This window comes from Shewanella sp. K8 (assembly GCF_028823715.1).
GTDB lineage: Bacteria > Pseudomonadota > Gammaproteobacteria > Enterobacterales > Shewanellaceae > Shewanella > Shewanella algae.
The window spans coordinates 20,263-44,281 of the sequence record NZ_JAPEHY010000022.1 but is presented as its reverse complement, the minus strand read 5'-3'; the positions used below and the strand labels follow the sequence as shown (position 1 = coordinate 44,281).

The following is a 24,019-nucleotide window of genomic DNA, read 5'->3' as shown; positions in this document are numbered from 1 at the left end:
AATAAATTGATAGTAAAAAGGCGCCTAAAACTAGGCGCCTTTTGCTCTCTGTCTCTCTGTACTAGCTATTAGCCGCGATCTGCGGCCAGCCAGGAAGCAAATTGCTTGGTGTAGTAACTGACAATCAAGCTGGCACCGGCGCGTTTGAACCCGACAAAGCTTTCGGTAACCACAGCTCTTTCGTCCAGAGCGCCGGCCAGAGCCGCGAACTTGATCCCGGCATATTCACCGCCCACATGATAAGCCGCCAAAGGCAACTCGGTACGCTCTCTCAATTGTGACAACACATCCAGATAAGGCGTACCTGGTTTCACCATCAGAATATCGGCGCCTTCCTCTTCATCGAGCAGAGCTTCCAACAGCGCTTGCCGGCCATTGGCGCTATCCAGTTGATAACCTTTACGATTGCCGCTGAGTTCACAATCTACCGCCGCCCGGAATGGGCCGTAGAAAGAGGAGGCAAACTTGGCCGAGTGGGCCAAAATGGCGACATTTTCAAAACCGGCCGCATCCAGGCCCTCGCGTATGGCCCGGATCTGGCCGTCCATCATGGCCGAAGGGGCCAGCATGTCGGCACCGGCGCGGGCAGCGCAGACAGACTGCTTGACCAGGTTTTCCACAGTCGCGTCATTACAAACTTCATTGTGCTCAACCACACCGCAGTGGCCGTGATCTGTGTACTCGCAGAAACAGATATCCGGGATCACCAGCATCTCGGGCGCTTCCTGCTTGATGGTGCGGATCATCCGTGCCAACAGGCCGTCATCGTTCCAGGTATCGCTGCCGATGGCATCTTTATGGTGTGAAATACCAAAGGGCATCACATAGCGGATCCCGAGGGTCTTCAGCTCACGGATCTCAGCTGCCAGCATGCTCTCGGGCAATCTGCTGATCCCGGGAAGGGTGCTGATGGCCACAGGCTCAGTAATGCCTTCTTCGATGAAAAGCGGGTGTACCAGATCTGTCAGGGAAACTTGCTGCTCGCGAACCAGATCCCGCATGGCTTCTGAGCTGCGAAGACGGCGAAGGCGACGAAGAGGTTTGGTGAAGCTGCCGTGACGGCAATGACTGTCTGACATGAGATTTCCTTTACTGCTATGGTGGGTGCCTGTTTGCCGAATATTGTCCCAAGACCCGGTAACCAGCACTAAGCTATTGAGGTTAAAGGGGCGCGAGTGCCCAAGTGCCCAAGTGCGCCTAGGATACCCTTTGCAGGAAACGCGATACTATGACAGGGATCACAGTTCATCCAGGCAGATGTTGGCAGGTGCAATACTGGTCTCACAGGGATGTGTTCCCTGTTGCCAATGCTGTTTGTCGAGCTTGGCGGTACAGCCACTGTCTTCCATCAGGGCCCGCTCACCGTCTGCGCTGCAAAGCAACAAGAGGGCATGATCCTCGATACGAAACAGGTGCAGTTGGTATTGACTGAATGGCTCGAGCAGGGAGGCGTCATGGGTTGTGGCCAACGCCAATAAAGTTTGGCCGTCGAGGTTGGCCGGATGATTTTCATAACGTATGGTGGCTTCGGCCGCGCTGGTCACCTTGGTCAGTGCCGGTGCCAGTTGTTGGTATTCCTGATCATGCCTGTCACCGAGTCCGCAGCCACCAATTGTCGGTAGCAGCACCAGCAGCAGGCAGACGATTGGGCCTTGATGGAAAATTGATTTCATCCTTGAATCCTTATCTACAAATAGTGCTAGGTCGGCGTTAGTTCTTGCCAAAAGGCCAGTTTACCTGCGGCATCCCGGCCCGTGTCCAAATTCCAATCTTTGATACTTTCCAGATAGGCGCTGTCTTGCTCCAGCACACCGCTGGCGATAAGCTGCCAAAAGTGTTTGACGTTTTCTCTGGCGCGCAGAAAAATTGCGTCATAGTGCATATCGCCCTCAGGGGTAGCTAGGGTTAAATACGTTTTTTCAATCTGCTCTTGGTTCGGGTAGAGGACGGCGAACTTGACGCCCAGGTGGCGGGCAAACGGTAGCAGTCTGTTGCCTTCCTCGGCAATCTTGTCCACCACAGTGATAAAGCCTTTATGCCAGTCATTGATGGCCGGCGGGTTACTGGCCCATTCCTCTATATAAACATCTTTGAAGCAGTTGTCCCACAATTTCTCTATGACAGGATCCAGCTTCTGGCCTGTGGCATCGCAGCAGGCGGCAATGCCGGAATCCAAGTGTTCGGACAGACCGATTGCCCCGAGATTGAGCTTGGGATAGATGTAGGCATCCTGATGCATTTCACAATGCCTGTGGGCATCGGCGTTTTCTTTGTAGGGGCCTACTTTCATCTCAATAACCGGATGGACAGTGACATCTGTGATCACATGGGCACAATAGCCCAGCAACCAGGCCAGGCCCTTGTCGCGTTCTTCCCCTTCACTGCAGGCCAGGTGACGAACGCCGGCTTTGAGCATTTCGCCGCTATGCTGGTAATGCATCTTGTCGGCCCAACTTTTGGCCTGTTTGCGGTCATTGAGAGCGAGATAGGGATAATCCGGGCTGACAGCCCCGAGCTCGCAGTACTTGAAGTGCTTCAGTAAGGCGCGAATAGCGTCCTTGGGCATATGGGTAACCGCCTCCAGCTCAAGTGGCTGTCTGAGGCTATTGACCAGTGTGAGGTGTGCATAGGCGCCTGGCATTCCCTGGCCTCCAATCCTTTGCTGTTGCGTGCTGTTCCTTGGGGTTAACCTTAGCCGCTGAAGGTGAAAACGGCCATAGCCCGAAGCTACTATCAAGCGCAATTCACTCAAGAGTAAATCAGACTGGCCGTTTTCCTTGGTTGATACCCGGAAACCACCCTTAGGAAACGGCCGGTGAGACCTGGGCTTTACTGCGGCGAATATGGCGTTCCACCAGAGCGCCTATCAGGTACATCATCAAGTAACCGCAGCCGAGGGCGAGGATCACCGCCACCACATTGGCCGTCAGTTGCCTGAGCAGGAAGAAGGCGCCTACCAGAGTAATGATGCCGGCCATGCGGATCAGCAAACTGGCATTGAAGTAGCCTTCGGCTTTGATATAGGCCAGTTGATAACCGTTGAGCATCAGAAAAATGAAGAAAATGGCATAATGCAGCAGTACCGGCACGGCGCCGTGATACTGGGGCGGAAACAGCATTCTGAATAGACTCTCGCCGCCCAGCAGCATGACAACAAAGAAACTGATGCTGACAATCAGCGCCAGCTTGTAGAGCCAGTGTTTGATGGCGCGGATCTGTTCATTGTCCCGGGCGCGAACACAGACCGCCAATTCCGGCAATACGAAGCGGTAGATAGGGAATACAAACAGCAAGGTCATGTAGGTAAATACCGGCCTGACCACCACTTGGAAATCCCCCAGCTCTTCGACACTGAAATAACGTATGGTCAGCAGTACGGTAATATAGATCATCAGAATGCTGGAGCCTGCCTCGAGCGAGGCCGTGACACTTCGCTTCATAAAGCTTTTCAGCGCCGGCTCCAGATTGACCTTGGCGAGCGGCGCGGTGGCGATTTGACGCCGCCTTCTCAGATACATAAAGGCCGCGATAATCAGAGACGACAGCGTCGTAGCGTAAAAGAGTGCCCCCAGTGGCGCCATACTCAGCCCGTAGTAACACAGGGCAAAGGCCAGCACCAAAGACAGCGGCTCCATCCAGGTTACCTTGTTACTGATTTCATAGAGACGATACATGGCAACCAGGTTGGTAAAGTACACCTTGAGCCCCATGCTGACTATGATGCCCACCAGTTGCAGGTACTCCACATCTATGGCGAGTTTGTGCTTGATATAGGGCAGTATGATGCCCCAGGTCAGCAGCACTACAAGGATCAGCACATAGCGGAAAATATTGATGATATCCCTGTCGTTGCGGGTCTGGCTGTAAGACACCACCATAGACGAGCGAAAGCCTGTCATCAGGATCAGTGACAGCGAGATGATATCGATAACCGTGTGGTAGATAGCCAGATCCGCCTTGGGAACCCAGCTTGCGAGCCAGACTTTAAAGGAAAACCCAATTGCTATGCTGATGAGCGTGGCCCAAATACCGGCGACAAAGGCACGTTTCAACCGCGAAACTGCGGTTTCATTGGAAGACTGAGAGAGGCTGGACATAACAGACGCTAACCGAAAAGGGGACTCCATATTAGTTGAGAACTGTTCTCATTGTCCATGATAAGGATCACAAGGGCAGATCCGGGCTTGGTTTCGGCGTATTTGATGGTATGATCCCGCCGCTATTAACTCGCCGAAGGCCATACCTTCGCCCATCAAGGTTGAACCCATGACATCGACTACACTTGCCAATTCTCCTGTTATTCTGGCTCTGGATACCTGTACCGAACTCTGCTCAGCGGCGCTGGCATGGCAAGATGGCAGCATTGCGGAATCTGTCGATGCGCCCCGTGAACACAGCCAAAGATTGCTGCCCATGATAGAGAACTTGCTGAGCCAATCCGGGCTCAAGATGCAGGATATCGGCCTTATCGCCTATGGCCGTGGGCCGGGGAGTTTCACCGGTATCCGTATCTGCACCTCTATGACTCAAGGGTTGGCGCTGGGGCTGGATGTCCCTGTAATCGGCATCTCTACCTTGGCCGCCATGGCGCAGCAAGCGATAACTGAACATGGTGCGCAGCAGGTGATTTGTGCCATAGATGCCCGCATGGGCGAAATCTATTGGGCGGCGTTTGAACAGGAATCCGGTATGGCCAAACTGGTTGGCATAGAGCAAGTGAGCGCCCCTGAGACAATGACCTCGCCCTTTGCCAATACGGACAAGGTGTATTGCTGCGGCACCGGGTTTGATGCCTACCCGGCACTTTTACAACATGCCGAAAACTTGACCTTGCTGGATGCGGTGAAATATCCTCAAGCCAGTGCTATGCTTGCTTTGGCAAGCCTAGGTTGGCAACAAGGGCAGGCCACCTCGGTCGATGAGCTGGCGCCTGTGTATTTGCGAGATACAGTTGCCTGGAAGAAACTGCCGGGAAGGGAATAGGGCTTCAGGCGGGTTAACTGCCTCAAGGGCTTGGGGCAAACGGGGATCAAACCAGTATCATGATGATCAAGCAGACGGGACATCCGGGTGCAGTTCAAAGTCTGTCGCAGGCGGTAGCCGGCAACAGGCCTCCTGAGCGTGCCCAGCAAACCGTTGAGACTCAGGATGAAATCCTTGTCAGCCCATCCAGGCAGTTGGTCGAGTTTGACAGCCAAGCCCTTAACGACAAATACCAACAAAGAGAGCAGATGAAGCGGGAAACCGCAGGTCATTCTGATGCTATCGCCCTCTATCTGAATACCCAACACGCCGCGCAGCGGGACGCTATCTCAGCCATGGTGGGCATAGATGTCTACGCCTGACAGTCCCGCAGCCGATAACGCTTTTGTAAAACCTTCCCGTTCTCTGCCGTTACCGGGAAGAGGCCAGTTTCTGCTGGAACTCCTACTGGCCTTGATGTTGACTCATCTGCCCTATGTCTCTGTCCCCTTCAAATGGTTGGAAAGCTATTTCCATGAATTGTCCCATGCGCTGGCAACGCTGTTAAGCGGCGGGATTGTCAGCCATATCCAACTCTTTCCGAGTGGCGCCGGTTTCTGCTTCAGTCAGGGCGGCTGGCCGCTCCTTATCGGATTCAGCGGTTATTTGGGGGCGGCCTTTTGGGGCTGCCTGCTTTACCACCTGGCCACTTGGCCGCGGGGGATCCGTATAAGTTTTGCCTTTATCGGCGCCTTGGTGCTGCTCACCATACTGCTGTGGGGGCGGGACGTACTGACCCTGAGTATCCTCATTAGCCTGAGCGTTCTGTTTCTGCTGCCGCTGAAATTTGGCGGCAATCGATTGCTCAGCGGCAGCCTGCGCCTAGTGGCCTTGATGGTGATGCTCAATGCGCTTGCCAGTCCTGCTGTGTTGCTGGGGCTGTACGATAGGGGGGATGCGGTATTGCTGGCTGAGCACAGCTGGGTGCCTGCGTTCGTCTGGGTATTGCTGTGGTTCGCTTCCGGCTTATTGGCGCTACTGCTTTGCTGGCGCCGCATAGATGGAAAATCAAACTGATCCTTGGCAAGTCTGCCGCTCACTGTTAGCTTGAACTGCAATCTTATTTGGCACCAGTGCGTGCCAAAAAGTCGTTTCGGCGGGTCTGTTGCCGCGGCATAAATCCACATTCAAAGGAGAAGGGAAATGGAATACAAGCAATTTAATCGCAAGCTGGCAACGCCGCTTGGCAAGGCTTTGTTGGTGGCTGGCATGCTGCTTGGCAGCGGTGCGGTGCAGGCTGGCGAACCAGCTTTGCTGGAGGCGGTTAACAGTGACTTTCGCCGGGAAGCCAATGTCGAGCGCGACCAATATCGTCATCCAGAGCAGACACTGGCTTTTTTCGGGATCACTGCGGAGCAAACCGTGATTGAGCTCTGGCCAGGCGGCGGCTGGTACACAGAAATCCTAGCGCCTATGTTGGCGGACAAGGGGCAGTATATTGCCGCCGGTTTTAACACAGCGCCGCAAGAAGACACCTCGGGCAGCCGTTATCGGGCCAAAGCGGGCAAGCGTTATCTAGAATGGTTGCAAGCCCACCCCAAAGAGCTTGGCAAAATCGAACTGGTGGTTTTGGATCCTCCCGCACAGGTTAAACTGGGAGAAGATGCCAGCGCCGATGCTGTACTCACTTTCAGAAACCTGCATAACTGGGCCAGTCAGGGGCAACTGCAAACCGTGTTTCAGTCTGCCTTTAATGTACTTAAAGATGGCGGCGTCTTTGGTGTGGTTGAGCACAGGGGCAAAGCCGGTAACGGCCCTGACAGCGGCTACATGATGCAGGATGAGATGATAGCACTGGCAGAAAAGGTGGGCTTCACCTTGGAAGCCAGTAGTGAGATCAACGCTAATGCCAAGGACAGTAAGGATTACCCCAAAGGCGTCTGGACCTTGCCGCCGACATTGCGACTGGGTGAGCAGGACAGGGACACTTATCTCAAGATAGGAGAAAGTGACCGTATGACACTCAAATTTATCAAAAAAGCGAACTGATACACTGACAACAGAGGCATTATGTGGCAACCTTCCGCCCCCGTAAAAGCACTGAAGATCCCGCTGCGGCACCTCACGCTGGCGGCCCAATGGTGGGGAGCGGAAGATAAGCCGCTGTTACTGGCATTGCATGGATGGCTGGATAACAGTAACAGCTTTGCCCCTTTGGCCGAGAAGCTGATGAATGATTATCGTATTCTTGCCATTGATTGGCCTGGACATGGTTTATCGGAACACAGGCCAGGGCGTTATCCGCTGCACTGGATTGATTATCTGTACGATCTTGAGCTGCTGCTGGACAGCTTGGCCGGTGATGCGCCAGTCACTCTGTTGGGGCACTCCCTTGGGGGGATCGTTGCCAGTGCTTATGCTGCAGCGTTTCCTGAACGAGTCGATAAGTTGCTGTTGATTGAAGCCTTCGCTCCTCTCTATGAGGCGGTGGAGCAGGCCAAACCCAGGCTGAGAAAAAGCTTTGCTGCCCACAAGCGTATGCTCGGCAGCAAACGTAGCCAAGTGGTTTATGACAGTATCGAGCCGGCCATCAAAGCCAGAGTGCAGTTGACCGGATTGGCCGAGCCCTGGTCCAGATTATTGGTGACGCGCAATATGCAAATTGATGCGCAGAGTGCCAGTTGGCGCAGTGACCCAAGGCTACGACTCGACTCGCCGATGCGACTTTGTTTTGAGCAGGTAGCATCCCTGATGCAGGGGATCGCCATCCCCAGCTTACTTATCACGGGTGAACAGGGATTTCCTGGACTGGTGCAGAGTTTACCTCAGGCCCGCGCCTGGTACAGGGATTTGCAGATAGTACAACTACCAGGGGATCACCATCTACATATGGGGAACGCCGATGAGGTAGCGCAAACTCTGGCCGGATTTCTCCAAGGTAGAAAATCCAATCCGGGGGACTAGGCAAATAAAAGCTTTTATGTGATGATGATCAAAATTTTAAACGCCCGTATGATTTTTGCGGCGCGAAAGTTAACTACCAAGAGTCGAGGCCAAAGGCCTTAATAAGAACTTTATAAAAATACTCAGTGCTTTGCCCGCAGACGCTGCGGGCTTTAACGACAGAGAGAGTCGTTTCCGCTGAAGACGGAATTTTAGGAGAGATTTGTGGACCAGCCCTGGATTAACAGTTTGCCTGCCGACGTGCCTGCCGAAATTGATGCCAGCCGCTATGCTTCCTTGCTGGAGATGTTGGAATCAGCGGTCAATACCTATGCCGACCAACCCGCATTCGTCAATATGGGCGCAACCCTGACGTACCGAAAACTGGAAGAGCGCAGCCGTGCCTTCGCCGCTTATTTGCAAAATGATCTCAAATTGCAAAAGGGCGATCGGGTGGCGATCATGATGCCGAACCTGCTGCAATATCCCATCGCCCTGTTTGGTGTGTTGCGGGCCGGCATGGTAGTGGTCAATGTCAATCCGCTCTATACCCCAAGAGAGCTCAAGCACCAGTTGGTCGACTCCGGCGCCAAGGCGATAGTGGTGGTGTCCAACTTTGCCAGCACACTGGAGCAAGTGGTCGATCAAACTCCGGTCAAAAACGTGATTATCACAGGGCTTGGCGATCTCTTGAGTGCGCCTAAGCGTACCCTGGTTAATTTTGTGGTGAAGTACATCAAACGCCTGGTGCCCAAATACTCTCTGCCACACGCCATCTCTATGCGCCGGGCACTGCGAGCCGGTAAAAAGGCACAGTACGTCAAGCCTGTGGTCAAGAGTGATGATATCGCCTTTTTGCAGTATACCGGCGGTACCACTGGCGTTTCCAAGGGCGCCATGCTCAGCCATGGCAACATAGTTGCCAACGTATTGCAGGCCAACGGTGCTTATGCCCCTTTGCTCAACGACGGCAAAGAGTTTGTGGTAACCGCCTTGCCGCTTTACCATATTTTTGCTTTAACGGTGAACTGTTTGTTGTTCCTGCATAAAGGCGCCAACAATTTGCTGATCACCAATCCCAGGGATATCCCGGGATTTGTGGCCGAGCTCAGAAAGACGCCTTTCACTGCTCTCACTGGGGTGAACACCCTGTTCAACGCCTTGGTCAACAGCGAAGAGTTTGCCGCTCTGGACTTCTCCCGCCTCAAACTCTCTATTGGTGGCGGTATGGCGGTGCAGCGCGCCGTGGCTGACAAATGGCAGAACATCACCAAGACTCGCTTGCTCGAAGGCTATGGCCTGACCGAAGCTTCACCTCTGGTAGCTTGCTGCCCTTACGATCTGGCCGGTTACAACGGCTCTATCGGCTTACCTGCACCTTCGACGCAAATTCAAGTGCGGGGTGATGACGGTCAGGTATTGCCTCAGGGTGAGACGGGCGAACTTTTTGCCAAGGGGCCTCAGGTGATGTTGGGATACTGGCAACGTCCGGAAGAAACCGCCAAAGTGATCGACAAAGACGGTTGGCTGGCCACAGGCGATATCGGCTATATGGATGAAAAAGGCTTTTTCTATATTGTCGATCGCAAGAAGGATATGATCCTGGTTTCCGGCTTCAACGTCTTCCCCAATGAAGTGGAAGAGGTGGTGGCCTTGCATCCCAAGGTGGTTGAAGTGGCCGCCGTGGGCGTGCCGCATGAGGTCAGTGGTGAACTGGTGAAGATTTTTGTGGTGGCAAAAGACAAATCTTTGACCGAGAAGGAGCTTATCAAGCACTGTCGCCATCATTTAACAGGATATAAGGTGCCGAAGCTGGTAGAATTCAGGGACGAATTGCCGAAAACCAACGTAGGAAAGATCCTGCGCAGAGAACTCAGAGATGAGGCCAAATCTGCATAATATAGAGAGCCGGCGCCAGCCGGCTCTTGTGTTTCCGGGACCTGGAAACTCGCGCAGGATGGGAGTTGAATTTGCAAGATTACCTGTATGTAAAAGATGACGCCACTCTGGCGCAGCTGGTGGAACAGTATCGCGAGGCTAAATTGCTGGTACTGGATACCGAATTTGTACGCACCCGCACTTACTATGCTTGTTTAGGGCTCATTCAGGCCTATGACGGCAAGACCCTGGCTCTGATAGATCCCTTGGCCATCTCGGATCTGTCGGGATTTTGGGCCTTGCTGACCGATGAGAAGATCACCAAGTTGTTGCATTCCTGCAGTGAAGACTTGGAAGTGTTTGCCCGCCAAGGCCAGTGTCAGCCCAAGCCTTTGTTTGACAGCCAATTGGCGGCGGCCATTGCCGGCATGGGCCATGGCCTGGGTTATGCCAAGCTGGTGCATGAGTGCCTGGGAGTGGAGCTCGACAAGGGCGAGTCCCGCACCGACTGGCTGAAACGACCGCTATCAGAGGCGCAGCTCAGTTATGCCGCCAATGATGTCTATTATCTCTACCAACTCTATCCTCAGCTGCAGCAGAAACTGGAGCAGCAGGGCAGGCTCGAGTGGGTATTGGAAGAAAGCCAGCGCATGACAGAAGGGCGTCTGGACGCGCCGGATGAAGACACGGCCTATCTTAGGGTCAAGAACGCCTTTCAGTTGAGTACACCACAATTGACTGTGCTCAAGGTGCTGGCGGCTTGGCGTTTGCGTAAAGCGTTGGCAAAGGACATGGCGCTGGGTTTTGTCATGAAAGATCATGCCCTTATCGGCTTGGCTAAGCGTCAGCCAAGAGGGATCAATGATGTGCTTTCCATGAAAGAGCTGACGGATCATGAAAAGCGTCTCTACGCCAAAGATGTGCTCAAGGTCATGGCCAAGGCGGATATGAGCAATCTGCCGGAGCCCTTGGATGTGTTGGCTCTCAAGCCGGGATACAAGAGCGCCTTCAAGAGCATTAAGCAGTGCTTGACCGAGATTGCTGAATCCGAAAGTGTGCCTATGGAGTTGCTTGGATCCAAGCGTCATATTCACGAATATCTTGAGTGGGTATGGGACGGCAAACAGGAGCCCACACCCTTGGTGTTGCTGGGCTGGCGTGGCCAGCTGGTGGCTGACAAATTGGCCAAGCTGGCACTCTGAACCTGGTTGATGAAAGTGAAAAGGCGCCCAAGGGCGCCTTTTTGTGACTGCAGCAGTACTTTACATAGATACTTTATTCATACTTTGGCTTCAAATGTATGCTCTTGAACCTCTTTGCTTTTTATCGAAAAAGCTTGCCTCAAGGGCGGTCCGGCAGAGTTACATTGAGCTCGAGTACCGACAGGTTGTCATCGTTTTGATCCAACTGCACAGATACCTGTTCTTCAGAGATATGCACATACTTGCGGATCACTTCAATTATCTCCTGCTTCATCTGCGGAAAGTAATCCGGTGCCCCGCGCTCGCCGCGTTGATGGGCAACGATGATCTGCAAACGTTCCTTGGCGGTTGCCGCGGTGCTGCTTTTCTTGCTGCTTCTGAAATAATCGAGTAATGACATAATTTAGCTACCAAATATTCGTTTAAGGAATCCCTTCTTCTCTTCCGCGACGAAACGCAGCGGAAGCTCTTCACCCAGCAGACGAGCCACAGTGTCCTCGTAGGCCTGTCCGGCATCGCTGTCGTGATCTATGATCACCGGCACCCCTGAGTTGGAAGCCTTGAGCACTGCCTGAGACTCAGGAATAACTCCGAGCAGTTGTATTGCGAGAATTTCCTGCACATCTTCCACACTGAGCATTTCGCCGGTTTTCACTCTGGCAGGGGAGTAGCGAGTCAGCAGCAGATATTCCTTGATGGGCTCAAGCCCTTGCTCGGCACGACGGCTACGGCTTTGCAGCATGCCAAGGATCCTGTCTGAGTCTCTGACCGAGCTGACCTCAGGGTTGGTTGTCACTATGGCAATATCGGCAAAATAGAGTGCCATCATGGCGCCGGTTTCAATACCTGCCGGAGAGTCACAGATGATGTAGTCAAAGTCTTTGCTCAAATCATCAAGTACCCTGCCGACACCTTCTTTGGTCAGGGCATCTTTGTCCCTGGTTTGGGAAGCCGGTAAAACGAACAGTTTATCGCAGCGTTTATCTTTGATCAGCGTTTGGTTCAGATTGGACTCGCCGTTGATGACATTGACAAAATCGTAAACAACCCGACGCTCACAGCCCATGACCAAATCCAGATTACGCAGGCCGATATCAAAATCGATAACAACAGTCTTGTGTCCTTTAAGCGCCAAGCCGGTAGCGATAGCCGCGCTCGATGTGGTTTTGCCCACACCGCCTTTACCTGAGGTGACAACAATAATTTGTGCCATGTTCTATTTTATCCTTTCCATCTGCCTTATCCGGGCAGCGATTCAACGATTAATGACTCACCGCTGAGCCTGATACAACCACTCTTGGCGGTACAGTGTTGCTGCAGGTTTTCAGTCAACCAGTACTGTCCCGCAATCGAAACCAGTTCAGCTTCCATGGACTGGGCCAGGATCACGGCATGTTTATCACCGCTGGCTCCAGCCATTGCCTTACCACGCAGTGCCCCGTATACATGAATGCTACCATCTGCAATGACTTCTGCGCCATTCCCTACTGCACCAAAAACGATTAAATCACCGTCTTTGGCATAGATTTGTTGCCCGGAGCGCACGTTTTGTTTGACTATCTTGGTGACTCTCGGGGGGGGCGGTGGCAATTCCGACTGTTTCCCGGCTTTGATGCTGGCCAATCCCTGCGCCTTGGCGGCTTCATTGAGTGCCTTATCGGCGGCAGTCACACCAACTATCACCAGTTGTCTTTCGGTCAGTCCCTGGCGCAGCCCTTTGAGATCTATGTCCGTGCCGTTGACTTGACTTAAGTTGAGCACCAGTGGAGCGTTGAGGAAAAACTGGGGAGCCTGGGCGAGCTTGCCATCGAGCTCTTTAAAAAGGGCGTCCAGATCTGGGGTATTGATATGAAGTACAGAGAGCGTAAAAGAAGAGCCCTTTAGCTCTAGACTAGGTTTTGGCATCCCGGCGTCATTCTCCAGAAAATGAGCAGTCAGATTGCGTGACAGCGTTATATTCCAAGGCGTCCATGTTATAGTGTGCCCTGATGAGTGGCAAGTTTGAACCCATGGAAATTGATACAATTATGATCTGTGCTGTCTATAAGAGCCTGAAAAAAGCCGACACCTATTTATTCGTCAACAAGAAAGGCCAGTTTGATGATGTACCTGCTCCCTTGATGCAGGTATTTGGGCCGCCACAACTGGTAATGCTGTTGCCGCTGCAGAAAAGGCAGCAACTGGGTATCGCCGATATCAACAAGGTAAAAGCAGAACTGGCGGAAAAGGGCTATTATTTGCAATTGCCGCCACCGCAGGTGGATATGCTGAAGGAGCTGAGACGCAGCAAGGGCCTGGATGATCATTCTGCTTAAGGAATAACGCGTTTTATGGATAGACTTTCCCTGGTGTTTATTTCGCTGCTGGGCGCGTCGCTGACCAATGTCTGTGCAGCGACCGAAGGCAGTTTTGAGCTGTATCTTGATAAATTAAAACAGGACGCAGCAACGCAAGGGATAGATCAACTCGTATTGGATAAGGCCTTCAGCCAGATAAAATTGTTTAAAAAGGCCTCCAATGATGACAAGACAGCCCCCGAACCGCCAAAGGATCTGGAGCACTATATCCCCAAGGCGATCAGTGAGGAGATGGTGGTAAAGGGTCGGGTACTGGCCGAAGAATATCGACCGCTGCTGGTCAAACTTGGTAAACAATATCGGGTGCAGCCCAGGTTTATTCTGGCCCTTTGGGGGCTCGAGTCGGATTTTGGCAATCAGCAGGGCGGTTATCCTGTGCTTTCCGTGACGGCGTCACTGGCCTATGAGGGACAAGAGGTTTACCGCGATGAGTTTTTTGCGGCGCTGAAAATTCTCGCGTCACAATCGCTCGACTTTAACGAGCTCAAGGGCTCGAGTACCGGTGCCATGGGGCCTTTAGGATTGAGGCCAAGCGCCTATCTGCAATACGGCAGCGACGGCGACGGTGATGGCAAGATCGATATCTGGAACAGCTTTGCCGATGGCTTGGCATCTGTGGCCAACTACCTGCAGCAAACGGGCTGGGATGACACCCAAACCTGGGGACGCCAGGTCAAAGCGCCCGAGTCCATAGAGAACAGCCAACTTGGAGTGGATTATCAGGCGAGTTTCAGCCATTGGCAGCAGTTGGGCGTTCGTCGTTACGATGGCGGCGATCTGCCTGGCCGGACCGATATGCAAGTTTCATTGATCATGCCAGATGGTGTCACCGGAAGGCACTATCTGGTATACCAGAACTACCGCGCCTTGCGAAGCTGGCAAAATTCAGACTATTTCGCTTTGGCGGCGGCTTATCTTTCCGAGCGGATCAAGTATCCACCCCGGAAATAGTGTAAAATAGCCATCACGCAAGCTTTCAAGAACGAACCAACAAATTTATGTCCTTCTGGTTAACCAAGACCCTGGCCGAAATGACTCCGGATGAGTGGGAGTCTCTCTGTGATGGCTGTGGGAAATGCTGTCTCAATAAGCTCATCGATGATGAAACCGATGAGCTTTACTATACCAATGCGGCCTGCAAATTGTTGTCTGATAAAGACTGCAGCTGCATTCACTATGAAAAACGCTTTGAATTTGTGCCTCTGTGCACCGCGGTGACGGCGACGAATATCGGTGAGCTGGACTGGCTGCCGGATAGTTGTGCTTATCGGCGTCTGTATCTGGGGCGGCCATTGCCTTCCTGGCACCCACTTTTGACCGGCTCCAAGGATGCGATGCACGAAGTAGGGATGTCGGTGAAGGGCAAGACGCTTTGCGAGAGTAAAGTGCGCGATCTTGAAGATCATATTGTACTCTGGCCACTGAAGGACTTGGATTGATGTCATCCAGACATCAAGAGTAAAAAGCCAAACACGATTGTTTGGCTTTTTTATGTTTATAGGAAACCCGCTAGCTTGAATTGAATACCTAGTTACGGCCCTTGCTCAGAATAGGTACAACATAGAGCATCAGTGCTACCAGATATGTGGCAAAAGCAACAATCATCCACTGCGACATAGTGATGCCGATAAAGCTCCAGGGAATATCAGTGCACATGCCTGTTGGCATAAATATCGAAGGCAGCCATTCATGCAGTGGCATCCAGGAGGGGAAGTCCGGCAGGAATGAACAGGTGGAAAAAGGCGATGGGTTTTGCTGCATATCGTTGAGTTCAATGGCCAATCTCAGCCCCCAACTGGCGCTTAACCCCCACAGCAAGGCCGCCACAAGTCGCACTGGACGTACACTCGGTGCAAGAAAGCCTATGATGCCGGCCAGCAGCAATCCCAATACGGCCAAACGCTGGTAGATACACATGACGCAAGGTTCGAGCTGCATCACATGTTGAAAGTACAACGCAGCCAGCTCCAGAGACAGGGCGCTGAGCGCCAGAATTCCCCAGGCCATGCGGGAGTGGGCGAAACGTATCATTGCTGTCAAAACTATTCTCCATTGATTACCCATCAGTCCAAGGCGAGGTGGGGTAACTCCTCAGATGGATATGACACCCATAAAAAAACGCCCTAGAGGGGCGTTTTTTGGACTCTACTGAAACCAAAAGGTTCAGTCAATACATAGACTAATGGCCTACGGCCGCACCCTTACCCAGTACTTCCTGGGCACTGTGGTGCAGGATCATGCCTGAGTCGTAGAAGTATTGGGTCATCTGCTCCAGGAAACCTGTCTCAATTGCCAGTACACCAACAATGGACAACACGATAGTGTAAGGCAGTGCCATCCATACCATGCGGCCATAAGAGAGACGAATGAGGGGAGCCAGAGCGGAAGTCAGCAGGAACAGGAAGGCCGCCTGACCGTTAGGGGTAGCCACTGATGGCAGGTTGGTTCCTGTGTTGATGGCAACGGCAAGCAGGTCAAACTGATCGCGGGTGATTTGGCCATCAATCAGCGCGGCTTTCACCTCGTTGATATAAACGGTACCCACAAACACGTTATCACTGACCATGGACAACAAGCCATTGGCAACATAGAAGATAACCAGCTGCATATTGCCTTCAAAGCCGAGAGCCCATTGAATAACAGGAGCAAACAGGCCTTGGTCAATAATCACACCCACCACGGCGAAGAATACTGCCAGCAGAGCGGTAAAGGGCAGGGCTTCTTCGAAGGCTTTACCCAGAGCGTGCTCATCGGTAATACCGTTGAAGGCTGTGGTCAGGATGATAACTGAAAGACCAATAAGACCAACCGATGCCAGGTGGAAGGCCAGACCGACAATCAGCCATACACCGACCAGAGCCTGGATAACCAGCTTCATCTTATCTTTGCTGGTTCTGTGGGCATCTTCATGGGCGGCAAATTCCACCAGAATTTTGTGTACAGCGTCTGGCAGTTGGGCGCCATAACCACAGATACGGAATTTTTCCACCAAGACACAGGTGAGGATACCGGCAAAGAATACGGGTACAGTCACAGGTGACATCCGCAAGGCGAATTCAGAGAACTGCCAGTTAGCCTGGGCGGCGATGATCAGGTTTTGCGGCTCACCTACCATGGTGCACACACCACCGAGGGCGGTACCGACACCGGCGTGCATCAACAGGTTACGCAGGAAGCCCCGGAAGTCTTCCAACTCCTGGGCGTTAAGCTGGTCATTCCCGTCAGAGGTATGGTCATGATCGGCGCTGAAATCTTTACCGGATGCGACCTTATGATAGATGGAGTAGAAACCGACTGCTACAGCGATGATAACCGCAATAACAGTCAAGGCATCGAGGAACGCAGACAGGAAGGCTGAGGCAACACAGAACATCAGGGATACGACCATTTTGGAACGCACCTTGGTGATCATCTTGGTAAATACATAAAGCAGCAACTGCTTCATAAAGTAGATACCGGCCACCATGAATACCAATAGCAGCAGTACTTCGAGGTTGGCTTCAATCTCGTGCAGTACCTGGCTGGGACTGGTCATACCGATAAACACGGCCTCAATCGCCAATAAACCACCGGGTTGCAGAGGATAGCATTTAAGCGCCATGGCCAGAGTGAAGATAAACTGCACGACCAAAAACCAGCCCGCAACAAAGGGGTTGATACTGAAGAGTATCGGGTTGATGATAAGAAAAATCAGTATCGCAAGCTTGTACCACTTGGGCGAGTTGCCCAAGAAGTTACTCATAAAAGCCTGAATCGGTGTAGCAGGCATGTCTTCCTCTCTAATCTGTTATAAGTGAATCTGTTATTAAGTGTGGTAGTTACGTCTTTGGTTGACGAACGGTAAAATTTGCGTAGTTCAGTCTAGCCTAAAGATAAACTCAATGTAATGATTAGGGTATACAGGGATTTCAAAAAGCGGATCTCTAACGCAAAATTCAGTGACAACTGATTTGAACCTGGTCACTTTTATAGCGGTTTTTGAGAGCTTGGCAGGGTGGGATTTTTCATCAGTGATCTGGTGGTTTTCATTTTTCGTCGCTCTGGTATGATCTGTGGCCAGAATAATGCTAACAATCGGAAAACCGGGCTGATGATAATCAATGCCAAAGGACCTGCAAGTTTTGCAGAGAAATATATAGTGCGTTCAATCTGGGAAAATAAATTTCCCCCCGGCTCCATACTTCCTGCGGAGCGGGAATTATCAGAGCTGATAGGTGTGACCCGTACAACCCTCAGGGAAGTGCTGCAGCGTTTGGCCCGTGACGGTTGGTTGACGATTCAACATGGCAAACCCACCCGGGTGAATAATTTCTGGGAAACCTCTGGCCTGAATATTTTGGAGACCATTGCCGATCTGAATCCCGAAGGTTTTCCGGTATTGGTTGACCAACTGCTGTCGGCCAGAACCAATGTCAGTGCCATCTACTTCCGTGGCGCACTGCGACATAATCCTGATACGGCGGTGGAAGTGCTGTCAAAAATCCACGAGCTGGAAGATGATGCCGAGGCCTATGCCGAATTTGATTACCAGTTGCATCACACCTTGGCGTTTTCATCAGGTAACCCGCTGTACGTGCTGATCCTCAATGGTTTCAAGGGGCTGTATGCCAGAGTCGGGCGCTACTACTTCAGCAGTCAGGAAGCAAGAGCCTTGGCACTGGCCTTCTATCAAAAGCTTGAAATCCTGGCTAAAGATAAAAACTATACCCAGGTGCCTGCTTTGATGCGCGCTTACGGTATCGACAGTGGCATTATGTGGCAGAAACTGCGCGATGCCATGCCGCTGGAGATGGCCCAGGACAATCAATAGTTGCCGATGATCCGTTGGCACATAATAAAAAAGACCGCTATCGGCGGTCTTTTTTATTGTCCAGGATTTTCTATGCTAGATTAATTCGCTTCTGTCCGGACACGAGGCCAGTACTCTTATCTCGCCATCATCTTCTTTCTGCTCCAGAGTGACATCAAAGCCCCAAAGCCGGTGCAGGTGTTTGAGCACTTCCCGGCAACTGTCTGCCAGAGGGATGCCCTTGCTGGGGATGTACCTCAGTGTCAGCGAGCGATCGCCATTGACCATGACATTATGAACCTGGATATTGGGTTCATTATTGGACAGGTTATATTGTGAAGACAAAATTTGCCTGATCTCCCGGTATCCCTGTTCATCATGAATGGCAGATACCGACAGATAGTTTTTGCTTTCATCATCAAGCACACCAAACAGCTTGAACTTGCGGATGATGGTGGGGGAAAGATACTGGCTGATGAAGCTTTCATCCTTGAAGTTTTCCATGGCGAAATGCAGCGTTTTCAACCAATCGCTGCCGGCGATATCCGGGAACCAATATCTATCCTCGTCTGTTGGCTGTTCGCAGATACGGCGAATGTCGCAGAACATATTGAACCCCAGGGCATAGGGGTTAATGCCGTTGTAATAAGGGCTGTTGTAGGGGGGCTGAGCCACCACATTGGTGTGACTCTGTAAAAACTCCAACATAAATCTGTCGGTAACCAGACCTTCGTCATAGAGGTGGTTGAGCAAGGTGTAATGCCAGAAGGTGGCCCAGCCCTCGTTCATCACCTGGGTCTGGCGTTGCGGGTAAAAATACTGCCCCATCTTGCGTACGATACGCACCAACTCCCGTTGCCAGGGCTCCAGCAGCGGAGCGTGCTTCTCGATAAAGTAGAGAATGTTTTCCTGTGGCTCTGACGGAAAACGTTTTTGCTGTTTGGCTTCCTCCTTGGTCTGCTGAGAGGGGATGGTGCGCCAGAGATCGTTGACCTGGGTTTGCAGATAGGCCTCGCGCTCTTTCTGGCGTGCCTGCTCTTCACGAAACGAGATTTCTGTTGGGCGCTTGTAGCGGTCGACGCCATAATTCATCAGGGCGTGGCAGGAGTCCAACAGGTTTTCCACCTCATCTATGCCATATTTACGCTCGCATTCACTGATGTATTGCTTGGCAAAGACCAAGTAATCAATGATGGAGCCGGCATCTGTCCAGGTGCGGAACAGGTAGTTGTTTTTGAAGAAACTGTTATGGCCAAAGCAGGCGTGAGCTATCACCAAGGCTTGCATGGTGAGGGTGTTTTCCTCCATCAGATAGGCGATACAGGGGTTGGAGTTGATGACTATCTCATAGGCCAGCCCCATCTGGCCGCGCTTGTAACCCTGCTCGGTTTCGATAAAACGCTTACCGAAGGACCAGTGAGTATACCCTATGGGCATGCCTATGCTGGCGTAGGCGTCCATCATCTGCTCGGCGGTGATCACCTCTATCTGATTGGGATAGGTCCCCAGACGATAATGCTCCGCGACCCGGGCGATTTCCTTTTCATAGGTTTCCAGCAGCTCAAAAGTCCATTCAGGCCCGTCACTCAATGGCTGGCGTGTTTTCTTTTTGCTCATAATCGCTTCCCCCTAAACCGCCTGCTTCTTGAACAACTCTCTGAATACGGGATAGATATCCTCTGCCTGACGAATATGTTGTACCGCCATATTGTCGAATTGTTTTTGCAGGGTTTCATATTCACGCCAGAGCGTCTGATGCGCCCTGTTGGTGATTTCTATGTAGCTGAAATAGCGTACTACGGGCAGCAGTTGTGTTTCGAGGATCTGATAACAGGTGGGTGAATCATCGGCCCAGTTGTCACCATCGGATGCCTGGGCGGCATAGATATTCCATTCATTGGCCGGATAACGCTCCTGTTGAATTTCGTACATCAGTTTCAGTGCACTGGAAACTATGGTGCCGCCCGTTTCCTGGGAGTAGAAGAACTCGTGTTCATCCACTTCTTTGGCCTGGGTATGATGACGGATATAAACGACCTCAAGATTCTTATAAGTGCGGGTCAGAAACAGGTACAGCAATATATAAAAGCGTTTGGCCATATCCTTGGTGGCCTGATCCATGGAGCCGGAGACATCCATAAGACAGAACATCACCGCCTGACTGGTGGGCACTTCCCGCTTGGCAAAGTTGTTGTAGCGCAGATCGAAAGTGTCGATAAAGGGCACCTTGGCGATGCGCTGTTTAAGCTCTTCAATCTCCTCTTTGAGCTGCAATATCCGCTCGGCACTGGCACCCGGAGTGTTTTCCAACTCTGCCAGTTCGTTTTCCAGTTCATGCAGTCGCCGTTTCTTGTCTGCGGACATGGCGGTGCGCCGCGCCAGAGAGGATCTCAAAGAGCGGACGATATTGATATTTGAGGGCACACCATCATTGGTATAACCGGCTCGGTAAGTTTGATATTCCACCAGTTTGTTCAGGCGGTTTTTCTGCAGGTTGGGCAACTCAAGATCTTCAAACAAGAGCTCGAGGTACTCATCTTTGGAGATTTGAAATACAAAGTCATCCTGACCCTCGCCTGAGTCCGAGGCATCGCCCTTGCCGCTGCCACCACCGCCGCCTCCCTGAGGCCTGTCTATCTTGTCGCCGCGGGTAAACTGGTCGTTGCCCGGATGCACTCGCTCACGGACGCCGCCGCGACCCTGATGGAATACGGGTTCGCTGATGTCCTTGGTGGGGATACTGATTTTTTCTCCCTTGTCGACATCTGTGACGCTACGGTGAGTGACGGCATCACTAACCGCTTTTTTAATTTGTTGTTTATAACGGTTAATAAACCGCTGACGGTTAACCGTGCTCTTTCCTTTGGCATTCAACCGCCTGTCGATAAAGTTCGCCATACGCACCTCCCAAAGCAAATACCGGGGCCCGAAAGCCCCGGAAAGGGCACAGCTATGAGGACTTACGTACCCGTAAGTACCACTCGGACAACAGGCGCACCTGTTTCTTGGTGTAGCCTTTCTCCATCATACGATTGACAAAATCATCATGCTTGCGCTGATCGTCTGTGGAGGTCTTGGCGTTGAAAGAAATGACCGGCAGGAGATCTTCCGTATTTGAGAACATCTTCTTCTCTATCACGGTTCTGAGTTTCTCATAGCTGGTCCATTGCGGGTTGTTGCCATCATTATTGGCCCTTGCCCTGAGCACAAAGTTGACTATCTCATTGCGGAAGTCTTTGGGATTACTTATCCCGGCCGGCTTTTCAATTTTCTCCAATTCGGCGTTGAGTGCGGCCCGGTCAAACAGTTGGCCGGTTTCCGGGTCTCTGTATTCCTGATCCTGGATCCAGAAGTCGGCATAGGTGACATAGCGGTCGAAGATGTTCTGACCATATTCCGAGTAAGATTCCAGATAAGCGGTCTGGATCTCCTTACCGATAAACTCAACATATTTAGGGATCAGATAGCCCTTCAGAAACTCCATATACCTTTCTGCGGTATCGGAAGGGAACTGCTCTTGCTCTATCTGCCGCTCCAGTACATAGAAGAGATGCACCGGGTTGGCGGCAATTTCAGAGTGGTCGAAGTTAAAGACCTTGGAGAGGATTTTGAACGCGAAGCGGGTCGACAGTCCGTGCATCCCCTCATCGACCCCGGCATAGTCTCGATATTCCTGGTAAGACTTGGCCTTGGGATCGGTATCCTTGAGGCTTTCACCGTCATAGACCCGCATCTTGGAGTAGACAGAGGAGTTCTCCGGGGTTTTGATCCTTGAGAGCACGCTGAATTGAGCCAAGGTCTCCAGTGTGCCTGGGGCACAGGGCGCCTTGGTCAGTTCTGAATTGGCGATAAGCTTGCGGTAAATCTGGATCTCTTCCGACACGCGCAGACAGTAAGGCACCTTAACGATATAAACACGGTCGAGGAAGGCTTCATTGTTTTTATTATTTTTAAAGCTGCTCCATTCAGACTCGTTGGAGTGAGCCAGAATAATGCCGTTAAAGGGCAGGGCCGATAAGCCTTCGGTACCGTTATAGTTACCTTCCTGAGTGGCGGTCAGCAGTGGGTGCAGCACCTTGATCGGCGCCTTGAACATCTCCACAAACTCCATTAAACCCTGGTTGGCACGGCACAGTGCTCCTGAATAGGAGTAGGCATCGGCATCATTCTGGGCAAAGTGCTCCAGTTGGCGAATGTCGACTTTGCCCACAAGAGAAGAGATATCCTGGTTGTTGTCATCACCGGGTTCAGTCTTGGCGATGGCAATTTGATCCAGCACCGAAGGGAATACCTTAACGACCCGGAAGCGGGAGATATCGCCGCCAAAGTCATGCAAGCGCTTGACCGCCCAGGGCGACATTATGCTGCGCAGGTAACGGGTCGGGATCTGGTATTCTTCCTGCAGCAACTTGCCATCTTCCTCGGCATCAAACAGGCAGAAAGGGTGGTCGTTGACCGGACTTCTGACTCCATCGGCGCTAAGAATATAGATGGGGACTTGCTGCATCAAAGCCTTGAGCTTCTCTGCCAGCGAAGATTTACCGCCACCGACAGGTCCCAGCAGATAGAGGATCTGCTTGGATTCTTCCAGCCCTTGGGCCGAGTGTTTAAGGTAGGAGACTATCTGCTCTATGGCATCTTCCATGCCGTAGAAGTCTTTAAACGCGGGATAGCGAGAGATTAAGCGGTTGGAAAATATCCGGCTCAGAACCTGATTCTTGGAAGTGTCGACCACTTCCGGCTCGCCGATGGCGATAAGCAGTCTTTCTGCAGCCGAAGCGTAGGCGCTGCGATCTTGCTTACAGATATCGAGAAACTCCTGTAATGTGTATTCTTCATCGAGTTTCTTCTCATAGCGCTGTTGGTAGTGCTCAAATATGCCCATTTTAAACCCCCTGAAACGCCAAATATGTCTGGGAAGGGAACTGTCTTTAGCAGTTGCCTACCATTAATCTTAGACACTAATTCATGCTTCATGTCAAAAAACATAAATAAAAACAAAGGCAAATAGTTGCAAAAGCAATAGTTGCACTTGTGAATTGCTGCCGGAGGGTGAGCTTGTTGATGTGCGGTCGGCTTGTTGGAGAGTGCTTATGGGCAATAAAAAAGGAGCCATAAGGCTCCTTTTCAGGCACTCAGTTTGAGTATTATTAACCGGCGAAGTTTTGGTTAACAAAGTCCCAGTTCAGCAACTGCCAGAAGTGCGCCATGTAGTCAGGGCGAACATTACGGTAGTCGATGTAGTAAGCGTGCTCCCAAACGTCAACGGTCAGCAGTGGGGTCACTGAAGCATCAGTCAGCGGAGTGGCCGCGTTGCTGGTGTTAACGATAGCGACAGTGCCATCAGCCTTTTTAACCAGCCAGGTCCAGCCGCTACCAAAGTTGTTGACAGCAGACTCAGTGAACTGAGTCTTGAAGGCTTCAAAAGAACCGAAAGCAGCATTGATAGCTTCGGCTACAGCACCAGTGGCTTCGCCGCCGCCGTTAGGCGCCAGACAATTCCAGTAAAAAGTGTGGTTCCAAACCTGAGCGGCGTTGTTGAAAATACCGCCGCTGGAGGTTTTTACGATCTCTTCCAGGGTCTTGCCGGCAAATTCAGTGCCTTCGATCAGACCGTTCAGCTTAACCACGTAAGTGTTGTGGTGCTTACCGTAGTGGTATTCGATGGTTTCCTGAGAAATGTGGGGTTCCAGTGCGTTCTTGGCATATGGTAATGCAGGTAATTCGAAAGCCATTAGTATCTCTCCATGGACTTGGTTTATCATTTTCAGACTTGCTCACTGCCATCTATTGTACCGATAAAATTTGTGAAGTGAATCATTGTTTGAGTGATTGAGCAGATTGACATCATTGAAAAATCAAATGACTAAATAACCTTACAAATAGTG

At 51.7% G+C, this 24,019-nt stretch carries 24 protein-coding genes; 11 read left to right on the top strand and 13 right to left on the bottom strand.

What is annotated here, in order from left to right; all coding sequences use genetic code 11:
• Nucleotides 1-68 precede the first annotated feature (68 nt).
• From hemB to ON072_RS12975, 4 genes are all read right to left on the bottom strand, one after another.
• A complete protein-coding gene (hemB, locus tag ON072_RS12990) occupies nucleotides 69-1,079 on the bottom strand; it encodes a porphobilinogen synthase (RefSeq protein WP_101059951.1) in 1,011 nt (336 codons plus the stop codon).
• A 159-nt stretch (nucleotides 1,080-1,238) separates the two neighbouring features.
• Nucleotides 1,239-1,673, bottom strand: a complete 435-nt coding sequence (locus tag ON072_RS12985; RefSeq protein ID WP_025887734.1) for a hypothetical protein — start codon at nucleotides 1,671-1,673, stop codon at nucleotides 1,239-1,241.
• Nucleotides 1,674-1,699: 26 nt separating this feature from the next.
• Nucleotides 1,700-2,641, bottom strand: a complete 942-nt coding sequence (locus ON072_RS12980; RefSeq protein WP_109247940.1) for a zinc dependent phospholipase C family protein — start codon at nucleotides 2,639-2,641, stop codon at nucleotides 1,700-1,702.
• 160 nt (nucleotides 2,642-2,801) lie between these two features.
• Complete coding sequence (locus ON072_RS12975; protein ID WP_109247941.1) at nucleotides 2,802-4,097, bottom strand: hypothetical protein; 1,296 nt, start codon at nucleotides 4,095-4,097, stop codon at nucleotides 2,802-2,804.
• 169 nt (nucleotides 4,098-4,266) lie between these two features.
• On the opposite strand from ON072_RS12975, the gene tsaB reads away from it, so the two are divergent.
• From tsaB to rnd, 7 genes are all read left to right on the top strand, one after another.
• Nucleotides 4,267-4,983, top strand: coding sequence for a tRNA (adenosine(37)-N6)-threonylcarbamoyltransferase complex dimerization subunit type 1 TsaB (gene tsaB, locus ON072_RS12970; protein ID WP_045283834.1), 717 nt, complete (start codon nucleotides 4,267-4,269; stop codon nucleotides 4,981-4,983).
• 59 nt (nucleotides 4,984-5,042) lie between these two features.
• Nucleotides 5,043-5,345 (top strand): hypothetical protein, encoded by a 303-nt coding sequence (locus ON072_RS12965; protein WP_208124790.1) that lies wholly within the window; start codon nucleotides 5,043-5,045, stop codon nucleotides 5,343-5,345.
• Nucleotides 5,332-6,039, top strand: a complete 708-nt coding sequence (locus ON072_RS12960; protein ID WP_261752599.1) for a M50 family metallopeptidase — start codon at nucleotides 5,332-5,334, stop codon at nucleotides 6,037-6,039. The genes ON072_RS12965 and ON072_RS12960 overlap by 14 nt, the downstream gene beginning before the upstream one ends.
• Nucleotides 6,040-6,165: 126 nt before the next feature.
• Nucleotides 6,166-7,011 (top strand): class I SAM-dependent methyltransferase, encoded by an 846-nt coding sequence (locus tag ON072_RS12955; RefSeq protein WP_391564755.1) that lies wholly within the window; start codon nucleotides 6,166-6,168, stop codon nucleotides 7,009-7,011.
• 21 nt (nucleotides 7,012-7,032) lie between these two features.
• Nucleotides 7,033-7,926, top strand: a complete 894-nt coding sequence (locus ON072_RS12950; RefSeq protein ID WP_261752597.1) for an alpha/beta fold hydrolase — start codon at nucleotides 7,033-7,035, stop codon at nucleotides 7,924-7,926.
• A 204-nt stretch (nucleotides 7,927-8,130) separates the two neighbouring features.
• Nucleotides 8,131-9,804 (top strand): long-chain-fatty-acid--CoA ligase FadD, encoded by a 1,674-nt coding sequence (gene fadD, locus ON072_RS12945; RefSeq protein WP_025887746.1) that lies wholly within the window; start codon nucleotides 8,131-8,133, stop codon nucleotides 9,802-9,804.
• A 71-nt stretch (nucleotides 9,805-9,875) separates the two neighbouring features.
• A complete protein-coding gene (gene rnd, locus ON072_RS12940; protein ID WP_261752613.1) occupies nucleotides 9,876-10,985 on the top strand; it encodes a ribonuclease D in 1,110 nt (369 codons plus the stop codon).
• A gap of 139 nt (nucleotides 10,986-11,124) precedes the next feature.
• Here rnd and minE read toward each other — a convergent pair whose 3' ends face one another.
• Genes minE through minC form a run of 3 tightly spaced genes read right to left on the bottom strand, consistent with a single transcriptional unit; the run spans nucleotide 11,125 to nucleotide 12,890 of the window.
• On the bottom strand, nucleotides 11,125-11,385 hold the full coding sequence (gene minE / locus ON072_RS12935; RefSeq protein WP_028781478.1) for a cell division topological specificity factor MinE: 261 nt from the start codon (nucleotides 11,383-11,385) through the stop codon (nucleotides 11,125-11,127).
• 3 nt (nucleotides 11,386-11,388) lie between these two features.
• Nucleotides 11,389-12,198, bottom strand: coding sequence for a septum site-determining protein MinD (gene minD, locus ON072_RS12930; protein ID WP_261752593.1), 810 nt, complete (start codon nucleotides 12,196-12,198; stop codon nucleotides 11,389-11,391).
• Nucleotides 12,199-12,224: 26 nt separating this feature from the next.
• Nucleotides 12,225-12,890, bottom strand: a complete 666-nt coding sequence (gene minC / locus ON072_RS12925; protein ID WP_028781479.1) for a septum site-determining protein MinC — start codon at nucleotides 12,888-12,890, stop codon at nucleotides 12,225-12,227.
• 122 nt (nucleotides 12,891-13,012) lie between these two features.
• Here minC and ON072_RS12920 point away from each other — a divergent pair, with 122 nt between their 5' ends.
• The 3 genes from ON072_RS12920 to ON072_RS12910 are packed head-to-tail and all read left to right on the top strand — an operon-like array spanning nucleotide 13,013 to nucleotide 14,781.
• The gene (locus tag ON072_RS12920; RefSeq protein ID WP_025011626.1) at nucleotides 13,013-13,300 is read left to right on the top strand and encodes a YcgL domain-containing protein; all 288 of its coding nucleotides are present in this window, start codon (nucleotides 13,013-13,015) and stop codon (nucleotides 13,298-13,300) included.
• Between the two features lie 15 nt (nucleotides 13,301-13,315).
• The gene (locus ON072_RS12915) at nucleotides 13,316-14,293 is read left to right on the top strand and encodes a lytic murein transglycosylase (protein WP_045283829.1); all 978 of its coding nucleotides are present in this window, start codon (nucleotides 13,316-13,318) and stop codon (nucleotides 14,291-14,293) included.
• A 47-nt stretch (nucleotides 14,294-14,340) separates the two neighbouring features.
• Nucleotides 14,341-14,781 carry a YcgN family cysteine cluster protein gene (locus tag ON072_RS12910; protein ID WP_025887752.1) on the top strand — a complete coding sequence of 147 codons (441 nt, stop codon included), beginning with the start codon at nucleotides 14,341-14,343 and terminating at the stop codon, nucleotides 14,779-14,781.
• A gap of 88 nt (nucleotides 14,782-14,869) precedes the next feature.
• Here the strand turns inward: ON072_RS12910 and dsbB are convergent, their stop codons facing one another.
• The gene (dsbB, locus tag ON072_RS12905; RefSeq protein ID WP_219013017.1) at nucleotides 14,870-15,382 is read right to left on the bottom strand and encodes a disulfide bond formation protein DsbB; all 513 of its coding nucleotides are present in this window, start codon (nucleotides 15,380-15,382) and stop codon (nucleotides 14,870-14,872) included.
• 139 nt (nucleotides 15,383-15,521) lie between these two features.
• On the bottom strand, nucleotides 15,522-17,111 hold the full coding sequence (nhaB, locus tag ON072_RS12900) for a sodium/proton antiporter NhaB (RefSeq protein ID WP_025887756.1): 1,590 nt from the start codon (nucleotides 17,109-17,111) through the stop codon (nucleotides 15,522-15,524).
• Nucleotides 17,112-17,432: 321 nt separating this feature from the next.
• On the opposite strand from nhaB, the gene fadR reads away from it, so the two are divergent.
• Nucleotides 17,433-18,152: a fatty acid metabolism transcriptional regulator FadR gene (fadR, locus tag ON072_RS12895; RefSeq protein ID WP_219013018.1), complete on the top strand. Its 720-nt coding sequence runs from the start codon at nucleotides 17,433-17,435 to the stop codon at nucleotides 18,150-18,152.
• A gap of 75 nt (nucleotides 18,153-18,227) precedes the next feature.
• Here fadR and ON072_RS12890 read toward each other — a convergent pair whose 3' ends face one another.
• The 4 genes from ON072_RS12890 to sodB form a co-directional block, all read right to left on the bottom strand.
• Nucleotides 18,228-19,748: a SpoVR family protein gene (locus ON072_RS12890; protein WP_144166636.1), complete on the bottom strand. Its 1,521-nt coding sequence runs from the start codon at nucleotides 19,746-19,748 to the stop codon at nucleotides 18,228-18,230.
• A 12-nt stretch (nucleotides 19,749-19,760) separates the two neighbouring features.
• On the bottom strand, nucleotides 19,761-21,029 hold the full coding sequence (locus ON072_RS12885; RefSeq protein WP_187575545.1) for a YeaH/YhbH family protein: 1,269 nt from the start codon (nucleotides 21,027-21,029) through the stop codon (nucleotides 19,761-19,763).
• A gap of 52 nt (nucleotides 21,030-21,081) precedes the next feature.
• Entirely contained in the window at nucleotides 21,082-23,016 is a 1,935-nt protein-coding gene (locus ON072_RS12880; RefSeq protein ID WP_025011620.1) for a PrkA family serine protein kinase, read from the bottom strand.
• Between the two features lie 265 nt (nucleotides 23,017-23,281).
• Complete coding sequence (gene sodB / locus ON072_RS12875; RefSeq protein ID WP_025011619.1) at nucleotides 23,282-23,866, bottom strand: superoxide dismutase [Fe]; 585 nt, start codon at nucleotides 23,864-23,866, stop codon at nucleotides 23,282-23,284.
• Between the last annotated feature and the right edge of the window lie 153 nt (nucleotides 23,867-24,019).